Source organism: Massilia sp. GCM10023247 (assembly GCF_042653325.1).
Lineage (GTDB): Bacteria > Pseudomonadota > Gammaproteobacteria > Burkholderiales > Burkholderiaceae_D > Telluria.
Genome location: NZ_JBHSIB010000007.1, coordinates 44,915 through 66,044 on the forward strand (window position 1 = coordinate 44,915; position 21,130 = coordinate 66,044).

Annotated in this window: 17 protein-coding genes; 3 read left to right on the forward strand and 14 right to left on the reverse strand. The window is 66.9% G+C overall.

Going from position 1 to position 21,130, the window contains the following annotated elements; genetic code table 11:
* Positions 1 to 7: 7 nt before the first annotated feature.
* From truA to ACFPAH_RS04000, 9 genes are all read right to left on the reverse strand, one after another.
* On the reverse strand, positions 8 to 808 hold the full coding sequence (gene truA, locus ACFPAH_RS03960) for a tRNA pseudouridine(38-40) synthase TruA (protein WP_379740968.1): 801 nt from the start codon (positions 806 to 808) through the stop codon (positions 8 to 10).
* An 8-nt stretch (positions 809 to 816) separates the two neighbouring features.
* Positions 817 to 3,918: a FimV/HubP family polar landmark protein gene (locus tag ACFPAH_RS03965; protein ID WP_379740971.1), complete on the reverse strand. Its 3,102-nt coding sequence runs from the start codon at positions 3,916 to 3,918 to the stop codon at positions 817 to 819.
* A 329-nt stretch (positions 3,919 to 4,247) separates the two neighbouring features.
* Entirely contained in the window at positions 4,248 to 5,375 is a 1,128-nt protein-coding gene (gene asd, locus ACFPAH_RS03970) for an aspartate-semialdehyde dehydrogenase (RefSeq protein WP_379740974.1), read from the reverse strand.
* Positions 5,376 to 5,401: 26 nt separating this feature from the next.
* Positions 5,402 to 6,472 carry a 3-isopropylmalate dehydrogenase gene (gene leuB / locus ACFPAH_RS03975; RefSeq protein ID WP_379740977.1) on the reverse strand — a complete coding sequence of 357 codons (1,071 nt, stop codon included), beginning with the start codon at positions 6,470 to 6,472 and terminating at the stop codon, positions 5,402 to 5,404.
* Positions 6,473 to 6,485: 13 nt separating this feature from the next.
* Positions 6,486 to 7,133, reverse strand: coding sequence for a 3-isopropylmalate dehydratase small subunit (gene leuD, locus ACFPAH_RS03980; protein ID WP_379740980.1), 648 nt, complete (start codon positions 7,131 to 7,133; stop codon positions 6,486 to 6,488).
* A gap of 24 nt (positions 7,134 to 7,157) precedes the next feature.
* The gene (locus tag ACFPAH_RS03985; RefSeq protein WP_379740982.1) at positions 7,158 to 7,280 is read right to left on the reverse strand and encodes a hypothetical protein; all 123 of its coding nucleotides are present in this window, start codon (positions 7,278 to 7,280) and stop codon (positions 7,158 to 7,160) included.
* A gap of 31 nt (positions 7,281 to 7,311) precedes the next feature.
* A complete protein-coding gene (gene leuC, locus ACFPAH_RS03990; RefSeq protein WP_379740985.1) occupies positions 7,312 to 8,715 on the reverse strand; it encodes a 3-isopropylmalate dehydratase large subunit in 1,404 nt (467 codons plus the stop codon).
* A gap of 253 nt (positions 8,716 to 8,968) precedes the next feature.
* Positions 8,969 to 10,858: a chemotaxis protein CheA gene (locus ACFPAH_RS03995; RefSeq protein ID WP_379740987.1), complete on the reverse strand. Its 1,890-nt coding sequence runs from the start codon at positions 10,856 to 10,858 to the stop codon at positions 8,969 to 8,971.
* The gene (locus ACFPAH_RS04000; protein WP_379740990.1) at positions 10,858 to 11,709 is read right to left on the reverse strand and encodes a protein phosphatase CheZ; all 852 of its coding nucleotides are present in this window, start codon (positions 11,707 to 11,709) and stop codon (positions 10,858 to 10,860) included. Before ACFPAH_RS04000 ends, ACFPAH_RS03995 begins: the two co-directional genes overlap by 1 nt.
* A 385-nt stretch (positions 11,710 to 12,094) precedes the next feature.
* On the opposite strand from ACFPAH_RS04000, the gene ACFPAH_RS04005 reads away from it, so the two are divergent.
* The 3 genes from ACFPAH_RS04005 (at position 12,095) to ACFPAH_RS04015 (ending at position 14,685) form a co-directional block, all read left to right on the forward strand.
* Positions 12,095 to 12,562, forward strand: a complete 468-nt coding sequence (locus tag ACFPAH_RS04005) for a universal stress protein (protein ID WP_379740993.1) — start codon at positions 12,095 to 12,097, stop codon at positions 12,560 to 12,562.
* Positions 12,563 to 12,768: 206 nt separating this feature from the next.
* On the forward strand, positions 12,769 to 13,413 hold the full coding sequence (locus ACFPAH_RS04010; RefSeq protein WP_379740996.1) for a response regulator: 645 nt from the start codon (positions 12,769 to 12,771) through the stop codon (positions 13,411 to 13,413).
* Positions 13,414 to 13,884: 471 nt separating this feature from the next.
* Positions 13,885 to 14,685, forward strand: a complete 801-nt coding sequence (locus ACFPAH_RS04015; protein ID WP_379742948.1) for a Crp/Fnr family transcriptional regulator — start codon at positions 13,885 to 13,887, stop codon at positions 14,683 to 14,685.
* A 112-nt stretch (positions 14,686 to 14,797) separates the two neighbouring features.
* On the opposite strand, the gene ACFPAH_RS04020 is transcribed toward ACFPAH_RS04015, so the two are convergent.
* The 5 genes from ACFPAH_RS04020 to ACFPAH_RS04040 all read right to left on the reverse strand — a co-directional run bounded on the left by ACFPAH_RS04020 (position 14,798) and on the right by ACFPAH_RS04040 (position 21,081).
* Complete coding sequence (locus ACFPAH_RS04020) at positions 14,798 to 15,193, reverse strand: hypothetical protein (RefSeq protein ID WP_379740999.1); 396 nt, start codon at positions 15,191 to 15,193, stop codon at positions 14,798 to 14,800.
* Between the two features lie 81 nt (positions 15,194 to 15,274).
* Entirely contained in the window at positions 15,275 to 15,946 is a 672-nt protein-coding gene (gene pdeM, locus ACFPAH_RS04025; protein ID WP_379741002.1) for a ligase-associated DNA damage response endonuclease PdeM, read from the reverse strand.
* On the reverse strand, positions 15,943 to 18,411 hold the full coding sequence (locus tag ACFPAH_RS04030) for a ligase-associated DNA damage response DEXH box helicase (RefSeq protein WP_379741005.1): 2,469 nt from the start codon (positions 18,409 to 18,411) through the stop codon (positions 15,943 to 15,945). Before ACFPAH_RS04030 ends, pdeM begins: the two co-directional genes overlap by 4 nt.
* Positions 18,408 to 20,042, reverse strand: a complete 1,635-nt coding sequence (locus ACFPAH_RS04035) for an ATP-dependent DNA ligase (RefSeq protein ID WP_379741008.1) — start codon at positions 20,040 to 20,042, stop codon at positions 18,408 to 18,410. Before ACFPAH_RS04035 ends, ACFPAH_RS04030 begins: the two co-directional genes overlap by 4 nt.
* On the reverse strand, positions 20,035 to 21,081 hold the full coding sequence (locus ACFPAH_RS04040; RefSeq protein WP_379741011.1) for a ligase-associated DNA damage response exonuclease: 1,047 nt from the start codon (positions 21,079 to 21,081) through the stop codon (positions 20,035 to 20,037). The genes ACFPAH_RS04035 and ACFPAH_RS04040 overlap by 8 nt, the downstream gene beginning before the upstream one ends.
* Between the last annotated feature and the right edge of the window lie 49 nt (positions 21,082 to 21,130).

Sequence of the window (21,130 nt, forward strand, 5' to 3'; positions counted from 1 at the left end):
TAAACCCTTACAGCCAGGGCAAAGGCGAGACCGCCTCCTGCGGCAGTCCCCACTTCGGATCGTAATCGATTTTGGCGAGGTACAGGCCGTCCGGCATGAAAGTGGGCGCGGCGGCGTCGCGGTCGCGCGCCGCCAGCACCTCGGCCATCCACTCCGGCTCGTTGCGCCCGGTGCCGACATAGATCAGGGCCCCGACCAGGTTGCGCACCATGTGGTGCAGGAACGCGCTGGCGCGCACGGTGAAGACGATGATGTCGCCGCGCCGCTCGATGCCGATTTCCTGCATGTCCTTGACCGGCGTGTTGGCCTGGCAGCCGGATGCGCGGAACGAGGAAAAGTCGTGGGTGCCGATCAGGTGGCGGGCGGCGGCGCGCATGCGCTCGACGTCGAGCGGGCGGAACACCCAGCCGGCGCGCCCGGCCAGCAGCGCCGACGGATTCGGGTTGTTGTAGAGGACGTAGTGATAGGTGCGCGAGCGGGCCGAGAAGCGGGCGTGGAAATCCTGGCCGTCCAGACTTGGGGCCACCTCGCTTGCCCAGCGCACGGTGATCGAATCGGGCAGGAAGGCGTTCGTGCCGCGCACCCAGCTTTGGGCGGGACGAACCAGCTCGGTGTCGAAATGGACCACCTGCTCGACCGCATGCACGCCCGCGTCGGTGCGGCCGGCGCAGGTGGTGTGGACCGGCGCGCAGGCAAATTTCTCGAGCGCGATTTCAAGCGCGTCCTGGACGGTGTCGCGCGAAGGCTGTTTCTGGTAACCGCTCCAGCCGGTGCCGACGTACTGGAGCCCGAGTGCGACCCTTGTCACGCGACCGGTCACGCCAGTTGCGCGCGCATGGCGCTGGCACGGCTGGACTGTTCGACGTTCCCACCCTTGATGACTTCGTCGAGCAGCTCGCGCGCGCCTTCCTTGTCGCCGATCTCCTGGTAGGCGATGGCCAGGTCCAGTTTGGTCTCCATCTCCATCTGCGCGGGCGTCAGCTCCGCGCTGGCGCTGCCCTGCTCCGGCGCATCCGCGAACTCGCCCGCGAACTCGCCCGCGAACTCACCGCCTGGCTGCGCCGTCAGGTCGAGGTCGAGGCCGGACATGTCGAAAGGCGGCGCCGGGCTGCCCGGGGCCGGCGTCGGCACGGGGTCGCCGAGGCCGAACGGATCGCCCTGCGCGCCGGCCGGGGCGGCGGAGGCGGCCGGCTGGCCGAAGTCCATCATGTCGAGGTCGAACAGCGCGTCCTTGTCGTCGCTTGCGTCGGCCCGGGAGGCTGCCGGCTCCTGCGGCGCCGGGGCCAGTTCGAGGTCGGTCGAGCCGAAATCGAACACCGGTTCCTGGCGCTCCGCGGCCGGGGCGGCCTCGGTCTTGTCGGCCAGGCCGAAGTCCATCGCGTCGAGGTCGAACAGCGGGTCCTTCAGGTCGCCGGCAGGCTCGGTGGAAGACGCGGCGGCAGGCACGGCGGCGGGCGCGTCCGGCAGCGGCGGCAGCTCGAATTCGCGGGCCAGCCGGGCCATGTCGATATCGGTGTCGGGGCCGTTCTTCGACAGGTCGAGCACGAAGCCGTCGTCTTCCACGGCCGGGGTGGCGGCCGGGGTGCTGTCCGGAGTACCGAAATGCATGTCGAAGGCGAGGTCGTCCAGGCTGGCGCTGGTCGCCGGCGCCGCATCGGACAGGTCGAGGGCCGGTGTGCCGGAGGCCGGGTCGAGCGGCGCGAAGGGCTCCATGTCGAACTGCAGGTCCGGTACGTCGCCCGGCACGGCGGCCTGCGCTGCACGTGCGGCGAGGGCCGGTTCGGTGGCCGACACCGGCTCGAAACTCAGGCCGCCGAGGTCGAAGTCGAGCAGGTTGTCGTCCGCCTTCTCTTCTTTACCGGCATGCAGTTGCGGCAGCGCGGTGGCGTCCTTGTCCAGGCCCAGGCTGTCGAGGTCGAAGCCGCTGTCCGCCGGGGCGCCGGTGACGGCATCCACGGTCGCCGCCGGCTCGATGAGCTCGGGCGTGTCGTCGCGGCTGCGGAAAGCCTGCTCGAGCTGTTGCGACAGCATCGTCTGCGGGCCCGACTCGGCGGCCAGCGCCGCGGCGCCTGCCGCGCCGGCCGCACCGGCCACTACGGCCGCGCCGCCGGCGATGCCGTTGCCGGCGGCCTGGGCATACATCGGATTGGCCGGGTCGAGCGTGTGGCCGAGTACGGCGGCCTGCGCCCACTCGTCGCCCTTGCCGCCGGTAAGGCTGTACAGTTCGGTTGCCTGGGTCTCGAAGGCGCGCACGTCCTTGCGGGCGGCGTAGATCTCGAGCAGCTTGAGGCGCACCGGATGGCGCTGCGGGTCGTTGCGCAGGGCTTCCTTCAGGATGTCCTCGGCCTGGGTGTCGAAGTTGTAGGCCAGGTAGAGTTCGGCCTCGGCCAGCGGATCGACTTCGTTCGTATCGAGCTGGCTGGCGGACGGCGCGAAACTGGAATTGAACACGCTGTCGTGGGTATCGACGTTCTGGCCGCCGGTCTCGGCGAACAGCGACTGCGCCGGCTGGGCGGCGCTGCCGAGGATGGTGGTGGTGGCAGGCACCGCCTGCGGCACCACCTTCTTGCGGCGGCGCTGCGACAGGCCGAGCGCGGCCAGCAGCAGCACGGCTGCGCCGGCGCCGAGGTAGGTGATGTTGTCCATCAGCGTATCGGCAAAGCTCGTTTCCGGCTCGGCCGGCGCGGCTTTCGGCGCGGTCTTGATCTTCGGCGCCGGCTGCGGCGCGGCCGCGGCCGGCGCCTGGCTCGGTGCCGTGGATGCGGCCACCGCCGGCGTTTCCGCGGCGCGCTGGGTCGCGGCGGCGCCGGCCTGGCTCTTGACCGTGATCAGGCTTTCCAGGTCGTTGACATTCTTCTCGAGTTCCCTGACGCGCTGCTGGGCATCGGCCAGTTCCTTTTCCCTGGCGACCAGGTCCTCGGCGGCGGCGCCGCTGCCGCCCGCACCGGCGGCCTGCCCCGGCAGTGCTTTCGACAGGCGCAGCTGGTCGGCCGACTCGTTGGCCGCGGTCGGGCGTTCCTGCACCTTCGCGGTGATGCGGCCGGTTGCGCTCTGCCCTGCCTGGGCCTCGCGCGCCGGGGTGCTGGTCGCCACCTGGCCTGCCAGCTTGGCGCGGTAGGCATTGAAGTCCGCGGCGTGCGCCACGACCGTGCCGTGCGCCTCGCCGGCGTCGAGGCCGCGCAGCGCATCGGCGCTCGGCACCGACAGGATCTGGCCCGACTTCAGGCGGTTCATGTTGTTGCCGATGAAGGCGTCCGGGTTGGCGCGGTACAGGGCGACGAGCATCATGTCGAGCGACACGTCGACCGGCTTGATGCGGCCGGCGATGCGGCTGAGCGTGTCGCCGCTGCGCACGCGGTATTTGCTGCCGGCGACAGGCGCCCGGCTGGCCGGCGCGGCGTCGCCGGCGCTTTCCGCGGCACGCGCGCCGCGCTGGGCGCGGCCTGGCTCTTCGGCTCCCGGCCGCGATGCCGGTGCCGCGCCGCGCGTTGCCGGGGCGGTTTGGGCCGCTTGGGCCGCTTGGGCAACCGGCGCCGGCGCCACCTGCGCCGACTGGGTCGCGCGCAGTTCGGCCGGGTCGAGCAGGAAGGTGTATTCGCGCACCAGGCGCCCGTTATTCCAGGACAGTTCGAGCAGCAGGTCGACGAAGGGCTCGTTCAGCGGCTGCGGCGAAGTGATGCGCACGAACTGGCGCGCGCCGCGCTGCTCGACCGCGAAACGCAGCGACAGCAGGGCCGGGTTGAGTTCGATGTTGGCGGCGCGGTAGGCGTCCGGGCTCGCCAGCTTCGCGACCAGTCCGGGCGCCTCGTCGGCCGACACCGAGGTCAGCTCGATCTCGGCACGCAGCGGCTGTCCGAGGGCGGACAGCACCGTCAGTTTCCCCAATCCCGCCGCCGTCGCCGCCGATGTCAACAGCACTGCACTTGCGACCGCGGCGGTAAGCGTTTTCAACGCGGACGACATGATCTGTGGGCGGCGGTTCAGTGGCATAGTTGGAAATGAGAAGGTTAGCTGGGGGAAATGACGGTTTCCCGGAGGTCTCAACATAACATCATGCACTGGAGCATGCAAGCTCCACGGGGCGTAGGCAGGTCAAACTGTGGGCTTGATGCGCGATCGATGACGATTCGATATCGTCATTGAAAAAGAGGAATTATGGGGGTGTTAACAGGTGTGGTCGGAACGCCAAGAGATGAGGCACAGGGCCGCGCGTTCGCGGCCCTGTGCTGGTCATTACTTGATACTTGTTACTTGTCGAGCAGGATGCGCAGCATGCGGCGCAGCGGCTCGGCGGCGCCCCACAGCAGCTGGTCGCCGACGGTGAAGGCGGACAGGTAGTCCTGGCCCATCGACATCTTGCGCAGTCGGCCGACCGGAATGGTCAAGCTGCCCGTCACGGCTGCCGGCGACAGCTCAACCATCGATGCTTCACGGGTATTCGGCACGACTTTCACCCACTGGTTGTGCGAGGCGATGATGTCGGTGATCTCGTCGAGCGGGACGTCCTTGGTCATCTTGATGGTCAGCGCCTGCGAGTGGCAGCGCATCGCGCCGATGCGCACGCACAGGCCGTCGATCGGGATCGGGCTGGTACCGAAGCCTTCGCCGCGGCCGAGGATCTTGTTGGTCTCGGCGCCGGCCTTCCATTCTTCCTTCGACTGGCCGTTGCCCAGGTCCTTGTCGATCCACGGGATCAGGTTGCCGGCCAGCGGCACGCCGAACTGTTTGGTTTCCTCGCCGGAGAGACCGTGCTGGGTTGCCAGCACCGTGCGGTCGATCTCGAGGATGGCCGATGCCGGATCGTCCAGCAGCGGTTTGACGGCGCCGTTGATGGTGCCGAACTGGGTCAGCAGTTCGCGCATGTGCTGGGCGCCGCCGCCCGATGCGGCCTGGTAGGTCATGGAGGTCATCCACTCGACCAGGCCTTGCTCGAACAGGCCACCCAGGCCCATCAGCATGCACGAGACCGTGCAGTTGCCGCCGACGTAGTTCTTCACGCCGCGCGTCAAGGCGTTCTTGATGACGTCGCGGTTGACGGGGTCGAGCACGATGACGGCGTCGTCGTTCATCCGCAGGGTCGAGGCGGCGTCGATCCAGTAGCCGTTCCAGCCGCTTGCCCTCAGCTGCGGGAACACCTCGGTCGTGTAGTCGCCGCCCTGGCAGGAGATGATGATCTCGCATTTCGACAGCTCGGCGATGTCGTGCGCGCTCTTCAGGGTGGTTTCGTTCTTCGCCATTTTCGGCGCGGCGCCGCCGGCGTTCGAGGTGGTGAAGAACACCGGCTCGATGTGCTCGAAATCGCCCTCGTCCTGCATGCGCTGCATCAGGACCGAGCCCACCATGCCTCGCCAACCTACCAGGCCAACTAACTTCATTTTTATTCCCCGTTGATTTGTATGAATTACCCGAGCGCCCGCACCACTGCGTCGCCCATTTGTTCCGTACTCACGCGCTGCGTGCCGTCTTCGAATATATCCGGTGTGCGCAATCCTTGCTGGAGGACGCTCTTGACCGCCGCTTCGACGCGGTCGGCCTGCTCGTCCTTGCCGAGCGAGTAGCGCAGCATCATCGCGCTTGATAAGATCGTTGCCAGCGGGTTCGCGACGCCCTGCCCCGCGATGTCGGGCGCCGAACCGTGCGAGGGTTCATACAGCCCCTTGTTGTTGGCGTCGAGCGAAGCCGAGGGCAGCATGCCGATCGAGCCGGTCAGCATCGCGGCCGCATCCGACAGGATGTCGCCGAACATGTTGCCGGTGACGATGACATCGAATTTCTTCGGCGCGCGCACCAGCTGCATCGCCGCGTTGTCGACATACATGTGCTCGAGTTCGACGTCCGGATAATCCTTGTGGACTTCGGTGACGATGTCGCGCCAGAACTGGAAGGTTTCCAGCACGTTGGCCTTGTCGACGCTGGTCACGCGGCGGTCGCGCTTTTGCGCCGCCTGGAAGGCGACGTGGGCGATGCGGCGGATTTCGCCCTCGGCATAGCGCATCGTGTCGAAGCCCTCGCGCTGGCCGGCGAACGGGCCGTCCGGGCACTCGCGCACACCGCGCGGCTTGCCGAAATAGATGTCGCCCGTCAGTTCGCGGATGATCAGGATGTCCAGGCCCGAGACGATTTCCGGCTTCAGGCTCGAGGCGCCGGCCAGTTCCGGGTACAGGATCGCCGGGCGCAGGTTGGCGAACAGGCCGAGTTCCTTGCGCAGCCCCAGGATCGCCTGCTCCGGGCGCAGCGCGCGCTCCAGGTTGTCGTACTGGTAGTCGCCGACGGCGCCGAACAGCACGGCATCGGCTTCCTTGGCCAGTTTCAGGGTCGATGGCGGCAGCGGGTGGCCGTGGGCGGCATAGCCGGCGCCGCCGACTTCCGCGCGTTCCATCTCGAAGCGCTCGCCGAGCGCTTCCAGCACGCGCACGGCCTGCGCCATGATTTCGGGACCGATGCCGTCGCCCGGCAGGATGGCAATCTTCATGTGCTCTTCTTCTTTAGATGACGTTGGCCAGCCAGGGCTGGCGGGCAAGGTGGTTTTCCTCGAAGGCGCGGATCTCGCCGGCGTGACGCAGGGTCAGGCCGATGTCGTCCAGGCCGTTGAGCAGGCAGTACTTGCGGAAGTCGTCGATCGCGAATTCGAAGGCGATGCGGCCATCCGGCGTGCGCAGCACCTGGTTTTCCAGGTCGACCACCAGCTTGAACCCGACAGTCGCTTTGACTTCATCAAACAGCTGCTCGACCTGCGCTTCCGTCAGCACGATCGGCAGCAGGCCGCTCTTGTAGCAGTTGTTGAAGAAGATGTCGGCGAAGCTCGGCGCGACGATGGCGCGGAAGCCATACTGCTGCAGCGCCCAGGGCGCGTGCTCGCGCGAGGAGCCGCAGCCGAAGTTCTTGCGCGTCAGCAGGATCGACGCGCCGGCATAGCGCGGCTGGTTCAGCACGAAGTCCGGGTTGACCGGGCGGGTGCTGCAATCCTGGCCCGGCTCGCCGTGGTCCAGGTAGCGCCATTCGTCGAACAGGTTGGGGCCGAAGCCGGTGCGCCGGATCGACTTGAGGAACTGCTTCGGGATGATGGCGTCGGTATCGACGTTCGCGCGGTCGAGCGGCGCGACCAACCCTTCGTGTATGGTGAATTTGTCCATGCCTTCGCCTCGTTTCCGGTCCGCTTAGCGGCCGCCGGCGCCGGTCACGACCTGGCCGACCTTCTGGACGTCGCGGCCGATGCCGGAAATCGTGTTGCAGCCGGCGAGGACGATGGCAACGAGGGACAGTGCGAATACTTTTTTCATGATGGGTCTCGTAGTACGGATAGTAAGTTGTTCAGGACAGTGCGCGCACGTCGACGAAGTGCCCGGCAATCCCGGCCGCCGCCGCCATCGCGGGCGAGACCAGGTGGGTGCGTCCGCCCTGCCCCTGGCGTCCTTCGAAATTGCGGTTCGAGGTCGAGGCGCAGCGCTCGCCCGGCTCGAGGCGGTCGGCGTTCATCGCCAGGCACATCGAGCAGCCCGGCTCGCGCCACTCGAAACCGGCGGCCTTGAAGACCTGGTCGAGCCCTTCGCGCTCGGCCTGCTCCTTGACCAGGCCCGAACCCGGCACGACCAGCGCCAGCTTGACGTTGGCGGCGCGCTGGCGCCCGCGCACGACCTCGGCCGCGGCACGCAGGTCTTCGATGCGCGAGTTCGTGCACGAGCCGATGAACACCTTGTCGATGGGGATGTCCTCGATCGGGGTGTTCGGCGTCAAGGCCATGTAGACCAGCGCCTTCTCGATGGCGTCGCGGCGCACGGCGTCGCGTTCGAGCTCGGGATCGGGCACGCGGCCGTCGATCGAGGTCACCATTTCGGGCGAGGTGCCCCAGGTCACCTGCGGGCGGATCTGCGCCGCGTCCAGGGTGACGACCATGTCGAACTTCGCGCCCGGGTCGCTGTGCAGGGTGCGCCAGTAGGCGACCGCCTGCTCCCACTGCTCGCCCTTGGGCGAATAGGGGCGGCCCTTGACGTAGTCGATGGTGGTCTGGTCGACCGCGATCATGCCGGCGCGTGCGCCCGCCTCGATCGCCATGTTACAAACCGTCATGCGGCCTTCCATCGACAGCGCGCGGATGGTCGAGCCGCCGAATTCGATGGCGTAACCGGTGCCGCCGGCAGTGCCGATCTTGCCGATCACGGCCAGCACGATGTCCTTGGCGGTGACGCCGGCCGGCAGCGCGCCGTCGACCTGCACCAGCATCGATTTCGATTTTTTCGCCAGCAGGGTCTGGGTCGCCAGCACGTGCTCGACTTCCGATGTGCCGATGCCGTGCGCCAGGCAGCCGAAGGCGCCGTGGGTCGAGGTGTGCGAGTCGCCGCAGACGACCGTCATGCCCGGCAGGGTCGCGCCCTGCTCCGGCCCGATCACGTGGACGATGCCCTGGCGGCGGTCGTTCATGTTGAAATAGGTCAGGCCGAAGCTTTTCGCGTTGGCGTCGAGCGTTTCGACCTGCAGGCGCGAGGTGGGGTCGGCGATGCCTTCGCGGCGGTCGGTGGTCGGCACGTTATGGTCGGCCACGGCCAGGTTGGCGGAGTTGCGCCATAGGCCGCGGCCGGCCTCGCGCAGGCCCTCGAAGGCCTGCGGGCTGGTCACTTCATGGACCAGGTGACGATCGATGTAGAGCACCGTGGTGCCGTCGGAATCGGCACGCACGACGTGCGATTCCCAGAGTTTGTCGTACAGCGTCTTTAACATACTGAATCCCGTTGGTGTATCCCCGCGGAACGACCGCTTGAAGAGGGCGCTTTTGATTATGCCATAATTGTGCACTGCGGCAGGAGCAGGTCCATTTTGCACATTTATGCCAATAAATGCCAGCCCATGCAAACAAAATTTGCACCGCTTAGGAGAAATGCACATAAAAAAAGCCCGCGCTCGGAAAGCGCAGGCTTTTATTGCACGGGCGGAGTACGCCCTTTTTCACCGAATCGGTGCGGCCGAACGCGATTTACGCGGCCATGCGCACCGTGCTGCGGCAGCCATCCATCAGGAACGACAGGCCGACCACCAGCACCAGCTCGCCTTCGGCCGAGCGCGCCGTGCCGGTCACGCCCTCGACGGTCAGCGCCGTCATCGGCTTGATCACCAGGTCGGCCGTACCGTCCACGGCCTCCACCGCCAGGATGTAGGGCTGCGGGGCGTTGATGACGATGCCGACGCGTTCCGGCGCTTCCTCGTAGCCGAGGGCCCCGGCCAGCGAGCGCACCGGCAGCGGACGGCCCTGGTCCTTCAGCACCGGGGCGCCGCCGACCTGCGAGAAGGTCTCCGGCAGCTCGACCACGCGCTCGACGACCGCCATCGGCAGCGCCAGCGAGGCGCCCGAGGTCGACACCAGCATGGTCGGCACGATCGACAGTTCGATCGGCAGGCGGATCGCGAACTTGGTGCCGTGGCCGAGCGAGGAATCGATGCGGATCGCGCCGCGGTTCTTTTCCACCGCCGTTTTCACGACGTCCATGCCGACGCCGCGGCCGGACACCGACGACGCCACTTCCTTGGTCGAGAAGCCCGGCAGGAAGACCAGTTGATACGCGTCTTCGTCGGTCTGGGCGCCAGTCTCGCCGATCAACCCCTTGTCGATGGCCTTGCGGCGCAGCTTGACCGGGTCCATGCCCTTGCCGTCGTCCTGCAGCACGATCATGACGCTATTGGCTTCCTGCCAGGCTTTCAGGAGGATGAAGGCCTTGGCCGGCTTGCCGGCGGCGACACGCTCTTGCGGCGACTCGACGCCGTGGTCGAGCGCGTTGCGCAGCATGTGCACAAGAGGGTCGTACAGGCTGTCGACGACGACGCGGTCGACCTCGGTCTCGGCGCCTTCGATGGTCAGTTCGACTTCCTTGCCGAGGTCTTTCGCCAGCTCGCGCACCAGGCGCGGGAATTTCTGGAACAGGCGGCCTACCGGCTGCATGCGGGTGGCCAGCGTGGCGCGCTGCAGTTCGGCCGAGTAGCGCGAGGCGCGCTCGAGCGTTTCGGTGAGCGTCGCCATCAGGGTCGCGGCCTGCCCTTCGAACTTGAACTGGGCCAGGCGCTCGAGCAGCACGGCGGCCTGGTTGGCGGCCTGCACCGATTCGCCGGCCACTTCCAGCAGCGCGTCGAGTTTCACCGCGTCGATGCGGATGCTTTCGTCCTTGGCCGGCGCCGCGGCTGCGCGGGCGTCGGCGACCTTGCTCTCGGTGCGGCGCTCGACGCCGTCCCAGCCGGACTTGGCGGCCGGCGCGGCGGCGTCGGCCTGCGCGGCAGGGGCCGGCGCAGCAACTGCCGCGACCGGGGCTGCGCTGCCGGCAATGGCGGCGCTGGCCGGCACCACGGCGTTATACATGGCTGTCCAGTCGAGACCGTCGTTGCCCGGCAAGGCGGCCGCTGCGGCCAGCGGCGCTTCCTCGGCGGCGGGCGGCGCGGCCGAGACAACTGCGGCAGACGGGGCAGCAGCCGGGGCGGCAGGCGCCGCCTCGACCTTGCCTTCGATCGCGTCCATCAGGATACGCTCGAGGTCGTGCGGCATCGGCGCCAGTTGTTCCGGCGCGGTCCCGTTGTTCAGGTCGCCGAGCTGGTCGGCCACGAAACCGGAGGCCTGCAGCGCCGCCTCGATCGACAGCGGGGTGACGGGTGCGGCCCCGGTGCGCAGCGCGTCGAACAGGTTTTCGGTCAGGTGGCAGGCCGCCACCAGCGCGGGCAGGCCCATGAAGCCGGCGCCGCCCTTGATCGTGTGGAACGAACGGAAGACGGCGTTCAGGGTCTCCTTGTTGTCCGGATCGCGTTCGAGGCGCAGGAGGTGTTCTTCAACATTGACTGCCAGATCCATCGCCTCGACGACGAAGTCCTTGAGCATATCGTCCATTAGAATCCCAGATCGGCAAGGAGGTCGTCGACATTGTCCTGGTCCAGCGCCGCGGACGGCATGGACGGGCCGGTCATCAGCGGCGCCGGCGCGGCCTCTTTTTCGGCCAGCTTGGCGCGCGTCTCCGGTGGTGCGTTGTCACGCAGCAACTGGGCCAGCTCGTTTTCGACCGTCTTGGTGATCGCGACCACTTTCTTGATCAGCTGGCCGGTAATGTCCTGGAAGTCCTGCGCCATCATGATTTCGAGCAGGCGTGCCTTTTCGGTTTCGGTGGCGTCCGATACGGCCTGGGCGAACTGGCGCGAGTCGCCGGCCAGGACCTTGAATTCGTCCAGGCTGAGCTTGCCCGAGAACAGCGCATCCCAGCGGCCCGACATGTCCTGGGCCTGCTTCGACAGCTTGTCCTGGTCCGGCATGGCTTCGTCGAGCGTGTTGAGCACCTTGTTGGCCGCCTGTTCGGTCAGCGTCGCCACGTATTCCAGGCGGTCCTGGGCGTCGTTGATCTGCGACGAGGCCTCGGTCAGCGCGCGGTCGTAGCCCAGTTCGCGCAGCGAGTCGTGCAGCAGGCGCACGATGCCGCCCAGGCGCTCGTACATGTTCTTGTCGGTTTCCGCACCCTCGCCCGCGGCAACGGCAACGGCAGCGTCGGCCGGCGCGGCGGCAGGCACGGCGGGTGCCACCTGGCTGGACGCGACCTGGTCGAACAGGGCTTCCAGGTCGTCCTCGTCGGCGGCGGCAGGGGTGGCGGGTGCGGCAGGTGCGGCCGGGGCCGCCGCAGGGGCCGAGCCATTGGCGCGCTGGGCTGCCACTTCCTCGAATAAGGCGTCGAAATCGTCGGCGGCGTCGGTCATAATCCCTGCTTCTCCATAATGAAAAATATCGCGCAATGGCGCGTGCTGCTGTCCGTTGTCATGGGTTTCCACGCGCGTTTTGCGAGTCGATGGAAGCCCGATAATCATTCAGCGAGTGTAGCAGCGTAGTTGCCGTAGGTAAATGTCGGAAAACGCGGCAGGTTAAAATGGACAACGAAACTTAATTCCGCGACAATAAAACTGTGCGGTTCCTGAGGTTTTTCGCAAGCCAGGTGTTGTTTTACTGTCGCGTCGATTGTGCATGGTTTTTCGGCGCGCTTGGCGCAGGCAAGCTCATGTTTGACCAAAGTCAACAGCTTGCGCTATCACAAGCAACAGCCCGCTTACCAGGGCCACAATAGTGTGGCGTTTCGGAGGAGGCATCATGTACCGGAAAATTCTGATTACCACCGACGGCTCGACCGTGTCCCAGCACACGGCCTGCGCCGGAGTCAAGTTCGCACAGCAAATGGGCGCCGAAGTGCTGGCCCTGTTCGTTGCGCCCGAATACCAGTACCCGGTCTATGTCGAAATCATTCCGCCTTCGTATCCGAGCGAGGAGGAGTATGTCGAACAAATGAAGCGGACCGGCGAGGACCACATGGGCCGCATCATGCGTTCCTGCGAAAAGGCCGGGCTCGCCCACAGCTGCATGACGGCGTTTTCCGACGCGACCGCGCTCAAGATCGTTGATGTCGCCGAGCAACAGGGCTGCGACCTGATCTTCATGGGTTCGCACGGGCGCAGCGGCTGGGGCCAGATCCTGCTGGGTAGCGTGACCAATAAAGTGTTGTCGCATACGACCAGGCCGGTGCTCGTGCACCGCCTGATCAACGAGCCGGTCGAGTCCTAGGCTTAGAGTGCCTGACAAAACCTTCAGGGCAAGGGGTGCGGCCATCCGACGCGGCGGCGAAGGCAGTACGCCTGTACGGCGAGACGCTGCAACGCCGCCATGGAGGTTTTGGTAGGCGCTCTTCTTCCGGTGCCGGCACGCCGCATGCGGCGTGCATATATATAGACAGACGCCGCGGCGGGCCGCGGCGCAGGGGGAACGCATCCATGATCAGAATCGTCATTGCCGATGACCACACCATCATGCGCGAGGGCCTCAAGCGCATCCTGGACGGCGCACTCGACGTCGAAATCGTCGGCGAAGCCACCAACGGCTTCGAGGTGCTGTCCCTGGTGCGCCAGGGCGGGTTCGACCTGCTGCTGCTCGACCTGTCCATGCCGGGACGCAGCGGGGTCGACCTGATCCGCCAGGTGCGCAGCGAGGCGCCCAAGCTGGCGATCCTGATCCTGACCATGCACGAGGAGGAGCAGTATGCCGTGCGCGCCATCCGTGCCGGCGCCCAGGGCTATCTCACCAAGGAAAGCGCGGGTACCCAGCTGGTGGGCGCGATCCGCAAGGTCGCCTCGGGCCGCCCCTACATCAGCACCGAAGTAGCGGAACAACTGGCGCTGAACATCATGGCGCCGAATGAACAGTTGCTGCACAAACAGTTGTCGGATCGCGAGTTCGAGGTGTTTTCGCTACTCGTCGGCGGCAAGTCGATCACCGAGATCGCCAACAACCTGCACCTGTCGGTCAAGACGGTCAGCACCCACAAGACCCGCATCATGCAAAAGATGGGCATGACCTCGCTGTCGGAAATGGTCCAGTACGCGGTCGCGCACCGCCTGCTGTCGCCGCTGAAAGCCTGATGTGCAGTGCGGGCCACGGGCCGGCTCGCATGCGCCGAGCCGAAGACCCATGGGGCCAAGGCCATAAGGTGTTGGACATCGCAACTGCATCGTTTGTGCCATACTCGCCACGCGCCGCCCGGCGCGCTGGCGTGTCCTCCGAGTAACAGTTTCCCTCCCCGTCTCATACGGTAGCAAGCGGCCTCAGTAAGATTATTCCTACACTGCTGGCAGCTCTCCTACCTGCACATTCAGCCATTGCTGATACCAATGCCGAACTCGTGTTGGCATACTGAATTCCAGCGTATCGACTTGCTTGCGATCTAATTTTTCTCCGTAAGCCAAGCCTGCCGCTTGATGAATCCTATTGAAGTCCCCGGTAGCGCTTCTACACTGAAGCTGCCAGACAAGATTCCTTCACTGGAGAAAAGCATGCAGTCCCAGCAAACGCCAGATCAACGCAACGCCAGCTCGACCATGCATTCCACCCCGATGGAAGCAGGCCGCCAACGCCAGGGCCGCTTGTGGTCCAACCTCAAGGAAGTCTGCGACCTGCTGCACATCCCGGCTGCCGTCTCGGTCAATTCCGAAGAATTGCTGTTCCAGCACGTCCAGTTCAAGACCGGCCAGCGCGTCCACACCATCGGCCAGGCCTTCGACACCCTGTACATCGTCAACTCCGGCTTCCTGAAAACCGTGCTCATCGACGAGTTCGGCAACGAGCAGGTGCTGAGCTTCCCGATGAAGGGCGACATGCTTGGCGTCGATGGCATCCACACCCGCCATTACGCATCGGAAGCGGTGGCCCTGTCCGATTGCGACCTGATCCTGCTGCCGTTCAAGAAGTTGACCGCCCTCGGCCGCGTGCACCTGGAACTCGAAAACCTGATGTACGGGGTGATGAGCCGCGAGCTGGTGCGCGAACAGGCCATGATCGGCATGCTGGGTGCCCTGTCGGCCGAGGCGCGCGTGGCACGCTTCCTGGTGTCGCTGGCCGACCGCTTCGCCGCGATGGGCTACTCGAGCAAGCTGTTCAACCTGCGCATGACGCGCCACGAGATCGGCAGCTACCTCGGCCTGACGCTGGAAACCGTGAGCCGCACCCTGTCGGCCTTCAACGAAATCGGGCTGATCACCGTCGACCAGCGCACCATCGGCATCAAGGACGCCGAAGCGCTCAAGACCCTGCGCCGCCTGCCGCCCTCGCGCTCGCGCACCAAGGGCGCCGGCGCCAAGCAGAAGGCCGAAACGGATGCGGCCGGCGACGACCAGGTGCTGGCAACGACGGCCTGACCTGCGCCAGGGCCGGACTGGTTCCGGCAAGGAAAAACGGCTCCGACGGGTGGCGCACTTGCCGCCCGCTCCGGAGCCGTCGCCGTTTCCGGGACCGGCAATACATCCCGCCTCACTGATCCCGGGACAACACCCCATTGTTCACCCGCACCGCATCCCCGGCGCGGAAGCCCGGGTCGTTGTCGTACTGCAGCGTCTGTGCCTTGCCATTGCTGGCGTAGCGCACGATCACTTCATAGCGCTGGGCGCGGCGTGCCTCGGGTCCGCCGGCGGCCGACGGCGCCGGGGCCTTGGCCTCGCCACCGGCGCCCACCGCCCGCACGGTTTCCACCGTCGCACAATTGGTGCAATAGCGCGCCGTGCGCGGCGCGCTGGTGGCCGTGGGGGGCGGCTGGCTCGCGCCTGCGGCTGCCTGGGCATGGACGGGGACAGGGACAGGGGCCAGCGCCAGGGTGCACAGCGGCAGCAGCGCGGCAAGTGTCGCGCACAGCGTGGGGCGCAGGTTCATGATCGATCTCCTTCTTCATGCACTGAACAATTGTTCAGGCGTATTTGCAAGGTACGCCCTTGCCGCGGCGGCATCAGTTCGCTAGCGAACGCTATGGACGGCCTCGCCCGAGGTGACGAAGATCAGGTCTCCCGCTTCGCGCCGCACGACGTGGCCGCCCGTGAAGGAGCCGAAGGAAGGCAGGATCATCCGCTGCGGGCCGACCACGAAGCACGGCAGGCGCAGCGAATCGAAGCGGGTCGCCAGCACCCAGGCCGGGTGCACGTGCCCGGCCAGCGCATAGCCTGCACCGGCGCTCAGTTCCAGGTCCAGTTCCAGGTCCGGATGGTGGCAGAAGGCGAACGGCCCGACTGCATGCGGCTCGTCGACCAGTTCGATGCCGAGCGCCGCCGGCGGATCGCCCGCATGCCTGTCGTGGTTGCCGCGTACCAGGCTCAGGCGCAGGTCCGGGCGCGCGCGGCGCCAGGCCAGCATCGCCTGCTGGGTGCTGGAGGCGTGCGCGGCGCGCGCATGCAGGAAGTCCCCCAGGAACACGACGTGGCGCGCGCCGTGGCGCTCGATCAGGGCGTCCAGGCCGGCCAGGTTCTCGGTGGTGGTGCCGCGCGGCACCGGTACCCCGAGCGCGCGGAAGGAAGCCGCTTTTCCGAAGTGGATGTCGGCAATGATCAGCATCTGTTGCGCCGGCCAGAACACGGCTTTTTCCGGCAACAACAACAGCGACTCCCCTGCCACACTGACACTTGCTGCCGTCATACTTCCGCTGCCTTCTCCAGCTCGCGCACCATGCGCGCGACGCGGTCGTTGAGTTTCTCGGTGCTGACCTTTTCGCGGAAGCGCTCGACCATCAGCGCAAAGCCGAAAGGCGTGGCGCGCTTGACCACGCGATAGGCGATTTTACGCGCGTGCAGTTCGTGCAGGGTGTCGCGCAGGCGGGTCAGCTCGAGTTCCTGTTCCAGCACTTCGCGCTGGGCCTGCGTGAGCAGCAGGTTGCCGGCGTCGTGCTTGCGGAAGACCTCGAAGAACAGCGACGACGAGGCCTGCACCTGGCGGTTCGATTTCGGCTGGCCCGGATAGCCCTGGAACACCAGCCCGGCGATGCGCGCCACTTCCCGGAAACGCTGCTGCGACAGCTGGGTCGCGTTCAGGCTCTCGAGCACGTCCTCCAGCAGTCGCTCGGTATCGAACAGCGGCACATCGCGTCCCGTTGCGCCCTTGAACTCGGCTGCCCAGTCCACCGGCTCGGGTGCCATCAGCTCGAAACCGTAATCGTTGATCGCGATCGAGAAGGTGATCGGCTGGCGGCGTCCGATGCGGTAGGCGAACAGCGACGCCAGGCCCATGTGCACCGAGCGGCCCGCGAACGGATAGACGAACAGGTGATAGCCTTCGCGGCTTTTCATCGATTCGAGCACCAGGGTGTCGATGGTCGGCAGCGCCGACCACTTCTGCTGGATCTCCAGCAGCGGGCGGATCGCCTGCATTTCCGGCCCCTCGAACCGGCCCTCGGCGGCCTGGCGCAGCTGCTCGAGCGCGGCGTGGGCCAGTTCCGAGGACATCGGCATCTTCGCGCCCTGCCAGCGCGCGATCGCCCCGCGGCTGCCGGTGGCGCGTTTCACGAACGCCGTCATCTCGTGCACGCGGATGAACTCGAGGATGCGCCCGCCGAACAGGAAATGGTCGCCCTGCTTCAGGCGCGAGATGAAGGACTCCTCCATGCTGCCGATGCGCCCGCCGCTCATGTACTTGATCTGGATCGTGGCGTCCGAGACGATGGTGCCGATGCCCATCCGGTGGCGGCGGCCGATGGCGGTATCCGGCACCCGGTACACGCCCTCCTCGTCCGGCAGCACGCGCCGGTATTCCGGGTACACGGTCAGGCTCTGGCCCCCGCGCGCCACGAAATCGAGCGCCCACTGCCACTCTTCCTGCGTCAGCGCGCGGTAGGACCAGGCGCTTTTCACTTCCTCGAACAGTTGCTCCGAGCGAAAGCCGCCGCCCAAGGCGACCGTCACCAGGTGCTGCACCAGCACGTCGAAGGGTTTGTTCGGCACATAGCGGCCTTCGATCTTGCGCTCGGCCACGGCCACCTTGGCGCCGGCCGCCTCCAGGATTTCCAGGCTGTTGGTCGGCACCAGGGTCACGCGCGAGACCCGGCCCGGCGCATGGCCGCTGCGCCCGGCCCGCTGCAGCAGGCGCGCGACGCCTTTGGCGCTGCCCACCTGCAGCACGCGCTCGACCGGCAGGAAGTCGACGCCCAGGTCGAGGCTGGCGGTGCAGATCACGGCCTTCAGCTCGCCCCTTTTCAGCCCCATCTCGACCCAGTCGCGCACCTCGCGCGCCAGCGAGCCGTGGTGCAGGGCGATCACCCCGGCCCAGTCGGGCCGCGCCTCGAGGATGTTCTGGTACCAGATCTCCGACTGCGAGCGGGTATTGGTGAACACCAGGGTCGCGTCGTAATGCTCGATCTCGTCGATCACGGGTTTGAGCATTTGCAGGCCCAGGTGTCCGCCCCAGGGAAAGCGCGACACGTCCTTCGGGATCAGGGAATCGACGACGATCTGTTTTTTGGTGTGGCCTTCGACCAGCGTGCCGGGCCTGTCTCCCTCCACGCCGCCCAGCAGCACCTTGCGCGCCAGGTCGAGGTCGCCCATGGTGGCCGACACGCCCCAGACCACGAGCCCGGGACGCCAGGTACGCAGCCGGGCCAGGGCCAGCTGCACCTGCACGCCGCGCTTGCTGCCCATCAGCTCGTGCCACTCGTCGACGACGATCATGTCGAGGTGCTTGAACTGTTCCTGCGCGGCCGCATGGGACAGCAGCAGCGACAGGCTCTCGGGCGTGGTGACGAGCGCCGTGGGCCAGCTGCGCGACTGGCGCGCCCGCTCGGCCGAGCCGGTGTCGCCGGTGCGGGCGCCGATGGTCCAGCCGGGCGCCAGTTCGGCGCTTGATTCTTCCAGCGCGCGCTGGGTGTCGGCCGCCAGCGCCCGCATCGGCGTGATCCACAGCACGCGCAGGCCGCCTGCTCTTCCTTTGGCCAGCGCCCCCCGCTGCAGGGCGGCGAACCAGACCGCGAAGGTCTTGCCGGCGCCGGTGTTCGCATGGAGCAGCCCGGACTCCCCGGCCAGCGCGGCCTTCCACACGGCGCGCTGGAACGGGAACACCTTCCAGCCGCGCGCGGCGAACCAGTCGCTGACGATCCGCGGCGACGGTCCGCTCATGCAGCGGCCGCGGCCAACAGGCCTTTCAGGGTGTCGAGGGTGTCGGCATCGTCGACGCTCTTGTCGTCGCGCCGGCGCAGGATGCGCGGGAAGCGCACCGCGATGCCGGCCTTGTGGCGCGAGGACAGCGCGATGCCTTCGAAGCCGATCTCGAACACCATCGTCGGCTTGACCGAACGCACCGGTCCGAATTTTTCGATCGTGGTCTTGCGGATCGCATTGTCGACCTGGGCGATCTCGGCGTCGGTCAGCCCGGAATACGCTTTCGCGAAGGGCACCAGGCGGCGCTCGCCCTCCTCCTCGTCCCACACCGCGAAGGTGTAGTCGGTGTAGAGCGAAGCACGCCGCCCGTGACCGGCCTGGGCGTAGATCAGCACCGCATCGATCGAATACGGATCGATCTTCCACTTCCACCAGGTGCCGACGTCCTTGGTGCGGCCGACGCCGTACTGGGCGCTTTTCGCCTTGACCATCATGCCTTCGACGCCGCGCGCGCGCGACTCGGCGCGCAGCCCGGCCAGCGCCTCCCAGGAATCGGCAAGGACGAGCGGCGAGATCTTCAGCTGCGGCTGGTCGCAGGCGGCGACCTGGGTTTCGAGCAGCGCGCGCCGTTCATGCTGGGGCAGCGCGCGCAGGTCGACGCCGTCCAGTTCGAGCAGGTCGTAGCAGACCAGCACCGCCGGCAGTTCGGCCAGCAGCTTGTTGGACAAGGTCTTGCGCCCGATGCGGCGCTGCAGTTCGGCGAAGGGCGCGGGCGCGTCCATCGCGTGGTCCCAGACCAGCACCTCGCCGTCGACCACCGTGCCCTCGGGCAGGCGCACGCTGCACAGTTCCGGGAAGCGCTCGCTGATCAGGTCTTCACCGCGCGACCACAGGTAGTTCTGGCCGCCGCGCCGCACCAGCTGGGCGCGGATGCCGTCGTACTTCCACTCGACCTGCCACTCAATCAGCGCCCCGAGCGCCGCCGGGTCGCCCTGCAGTTGATGCGCGAGGAAGAAGGGATACGGTTGGCCGCCGCGCAGCTTGTGCTCTTCATCGGACTGGGCGGCGATCAGTTGCAGGAACTTGGTCGCGGTCGGGCGCACGCTGCCGTCGGTCCAGCCCATCAGGCGCTGGGCGATCAGCTTGCTGTCGACGGCGGCGATATTCGCCAAGGCACGCGTCACCAGCAGGCGCGAGACGCCGACCCGGAACCCGCCGCCGATCAGCTTGCAAAACAGGAAGCGCTCGCGCGTATCGAGTTCGTTCCAGTAGCTGAACAGGGCGTCGCGGATCACCAAGGGGTCGGCGCCGCGCAGCGGGCCGATGCGTTCCGTCATCCATTCGGCCAGGCCGACGTCGCTGCGCTTTTCGGGAGGCGGCAGGATGTGGGCGATGGTCTCGGCCATGTCGCCGACGGCGTGGTAGGACTCGTCGAACAGCCAGTCGTCGAGCACCGCGTATTCGATCGCGACCTGGCGCAGCAGCTTGGTCGGCACCGCCTGGCGCGGCTTGCCGCCGGCGAGGAAGTACACGGCCCAGGCGGCGTTCTCGGGCGCGGCCGTGGAAAAATACGCTTGCAGGGCTTCCAGCTTGCGGTTGGTGGCGGTGGTTTCGTCGAGCTCGGCAAAGAGGCGGGCAAACTCACGCATCGTTCGCCTCCTTCGCCTCCACGGCTTCGGCGGGTTGCGGCGCAATGCCGACGTCATCGTCATCGTCGCCGTATTCGGTATCGAAGCCGGCGGCGTCCAGGCCCTGCTGGCAGAGCCAGCGCACCATCACCGGAATCGAACCGTGGGTGACGATGATGCGCTCGGCGCCGGTGGCGGCAATCGCGTTCATCAAGCCCGGCCAGTCGGCGTGGTCGGACAGCACGAAACCGCGGTCGACGCCGCGCCGGCGCCGGGCGCCGCGCAACTGCATCCAGCCGCTGGCAAAGGCGTCGCTGTAGTCGCCGAAGCGTTTCATCCAGGGCGAGCCGGAGGCGGACGGCGGCGCCACCACGATCGCCTGCTTCAGGGCGGCTTTATCCAGGTCGCTCACCATCAGGGTCGGCGGCAGCAGGATGCCGCCCTCGCGGTAGACCCGGTTCAGGGGCTCGACCGCGCCATGGCAGACGATCGGCCCGATAGCCGGGTCGAGGCCGGACAGGATGCGCTGCGCCTTGCCGAAGGAATAACCGAAGACGACGCTGCAGCGCCCCTCTTCCGCATTCTTGCGCCACCAGCGGTTCATGTCGTCGAAGATGCTTTGCTCCGGTTCCCAGCGGTAGATCGGCAGGCCGAAGGTGGATTCGGTAATGAAGGTGTGGCAGCGCACCGGCTCGAAGGGCGCGCAGGTTTTATCCGGCTCGATCTTGTAGTCGCCCGAGGCGACCCAGACTTCGCCCCGGTATTCCATGCGTACCTGGCTTGATCCCAGCACATGCCCGGCCGGGTGCAGGGAAATGGTGACGCCGTTATGGACGGTCGTCGCGCCGTATTCGAGGCCCTCGACGTTGATCTCGCCGAGGCGCGAGCGCAGCACGTGGACGCCGCTGGCGGCGGTGAGGTAGCGGCCATGGCCGTAGCGCGCATGGTCGCCATGGGCGTGCGTGATCACCGCGCGCTCCACCGGACGCCAGGGGTCGATATAAAACCCGCCAGGGACGCAATACAGCCCCTCCTTGCGCACTACCACCATATCAGCCATGCGGTCCTTTTCGCACCTGACAAGCCCCTCATGGCGGCGTTGCGTCGTC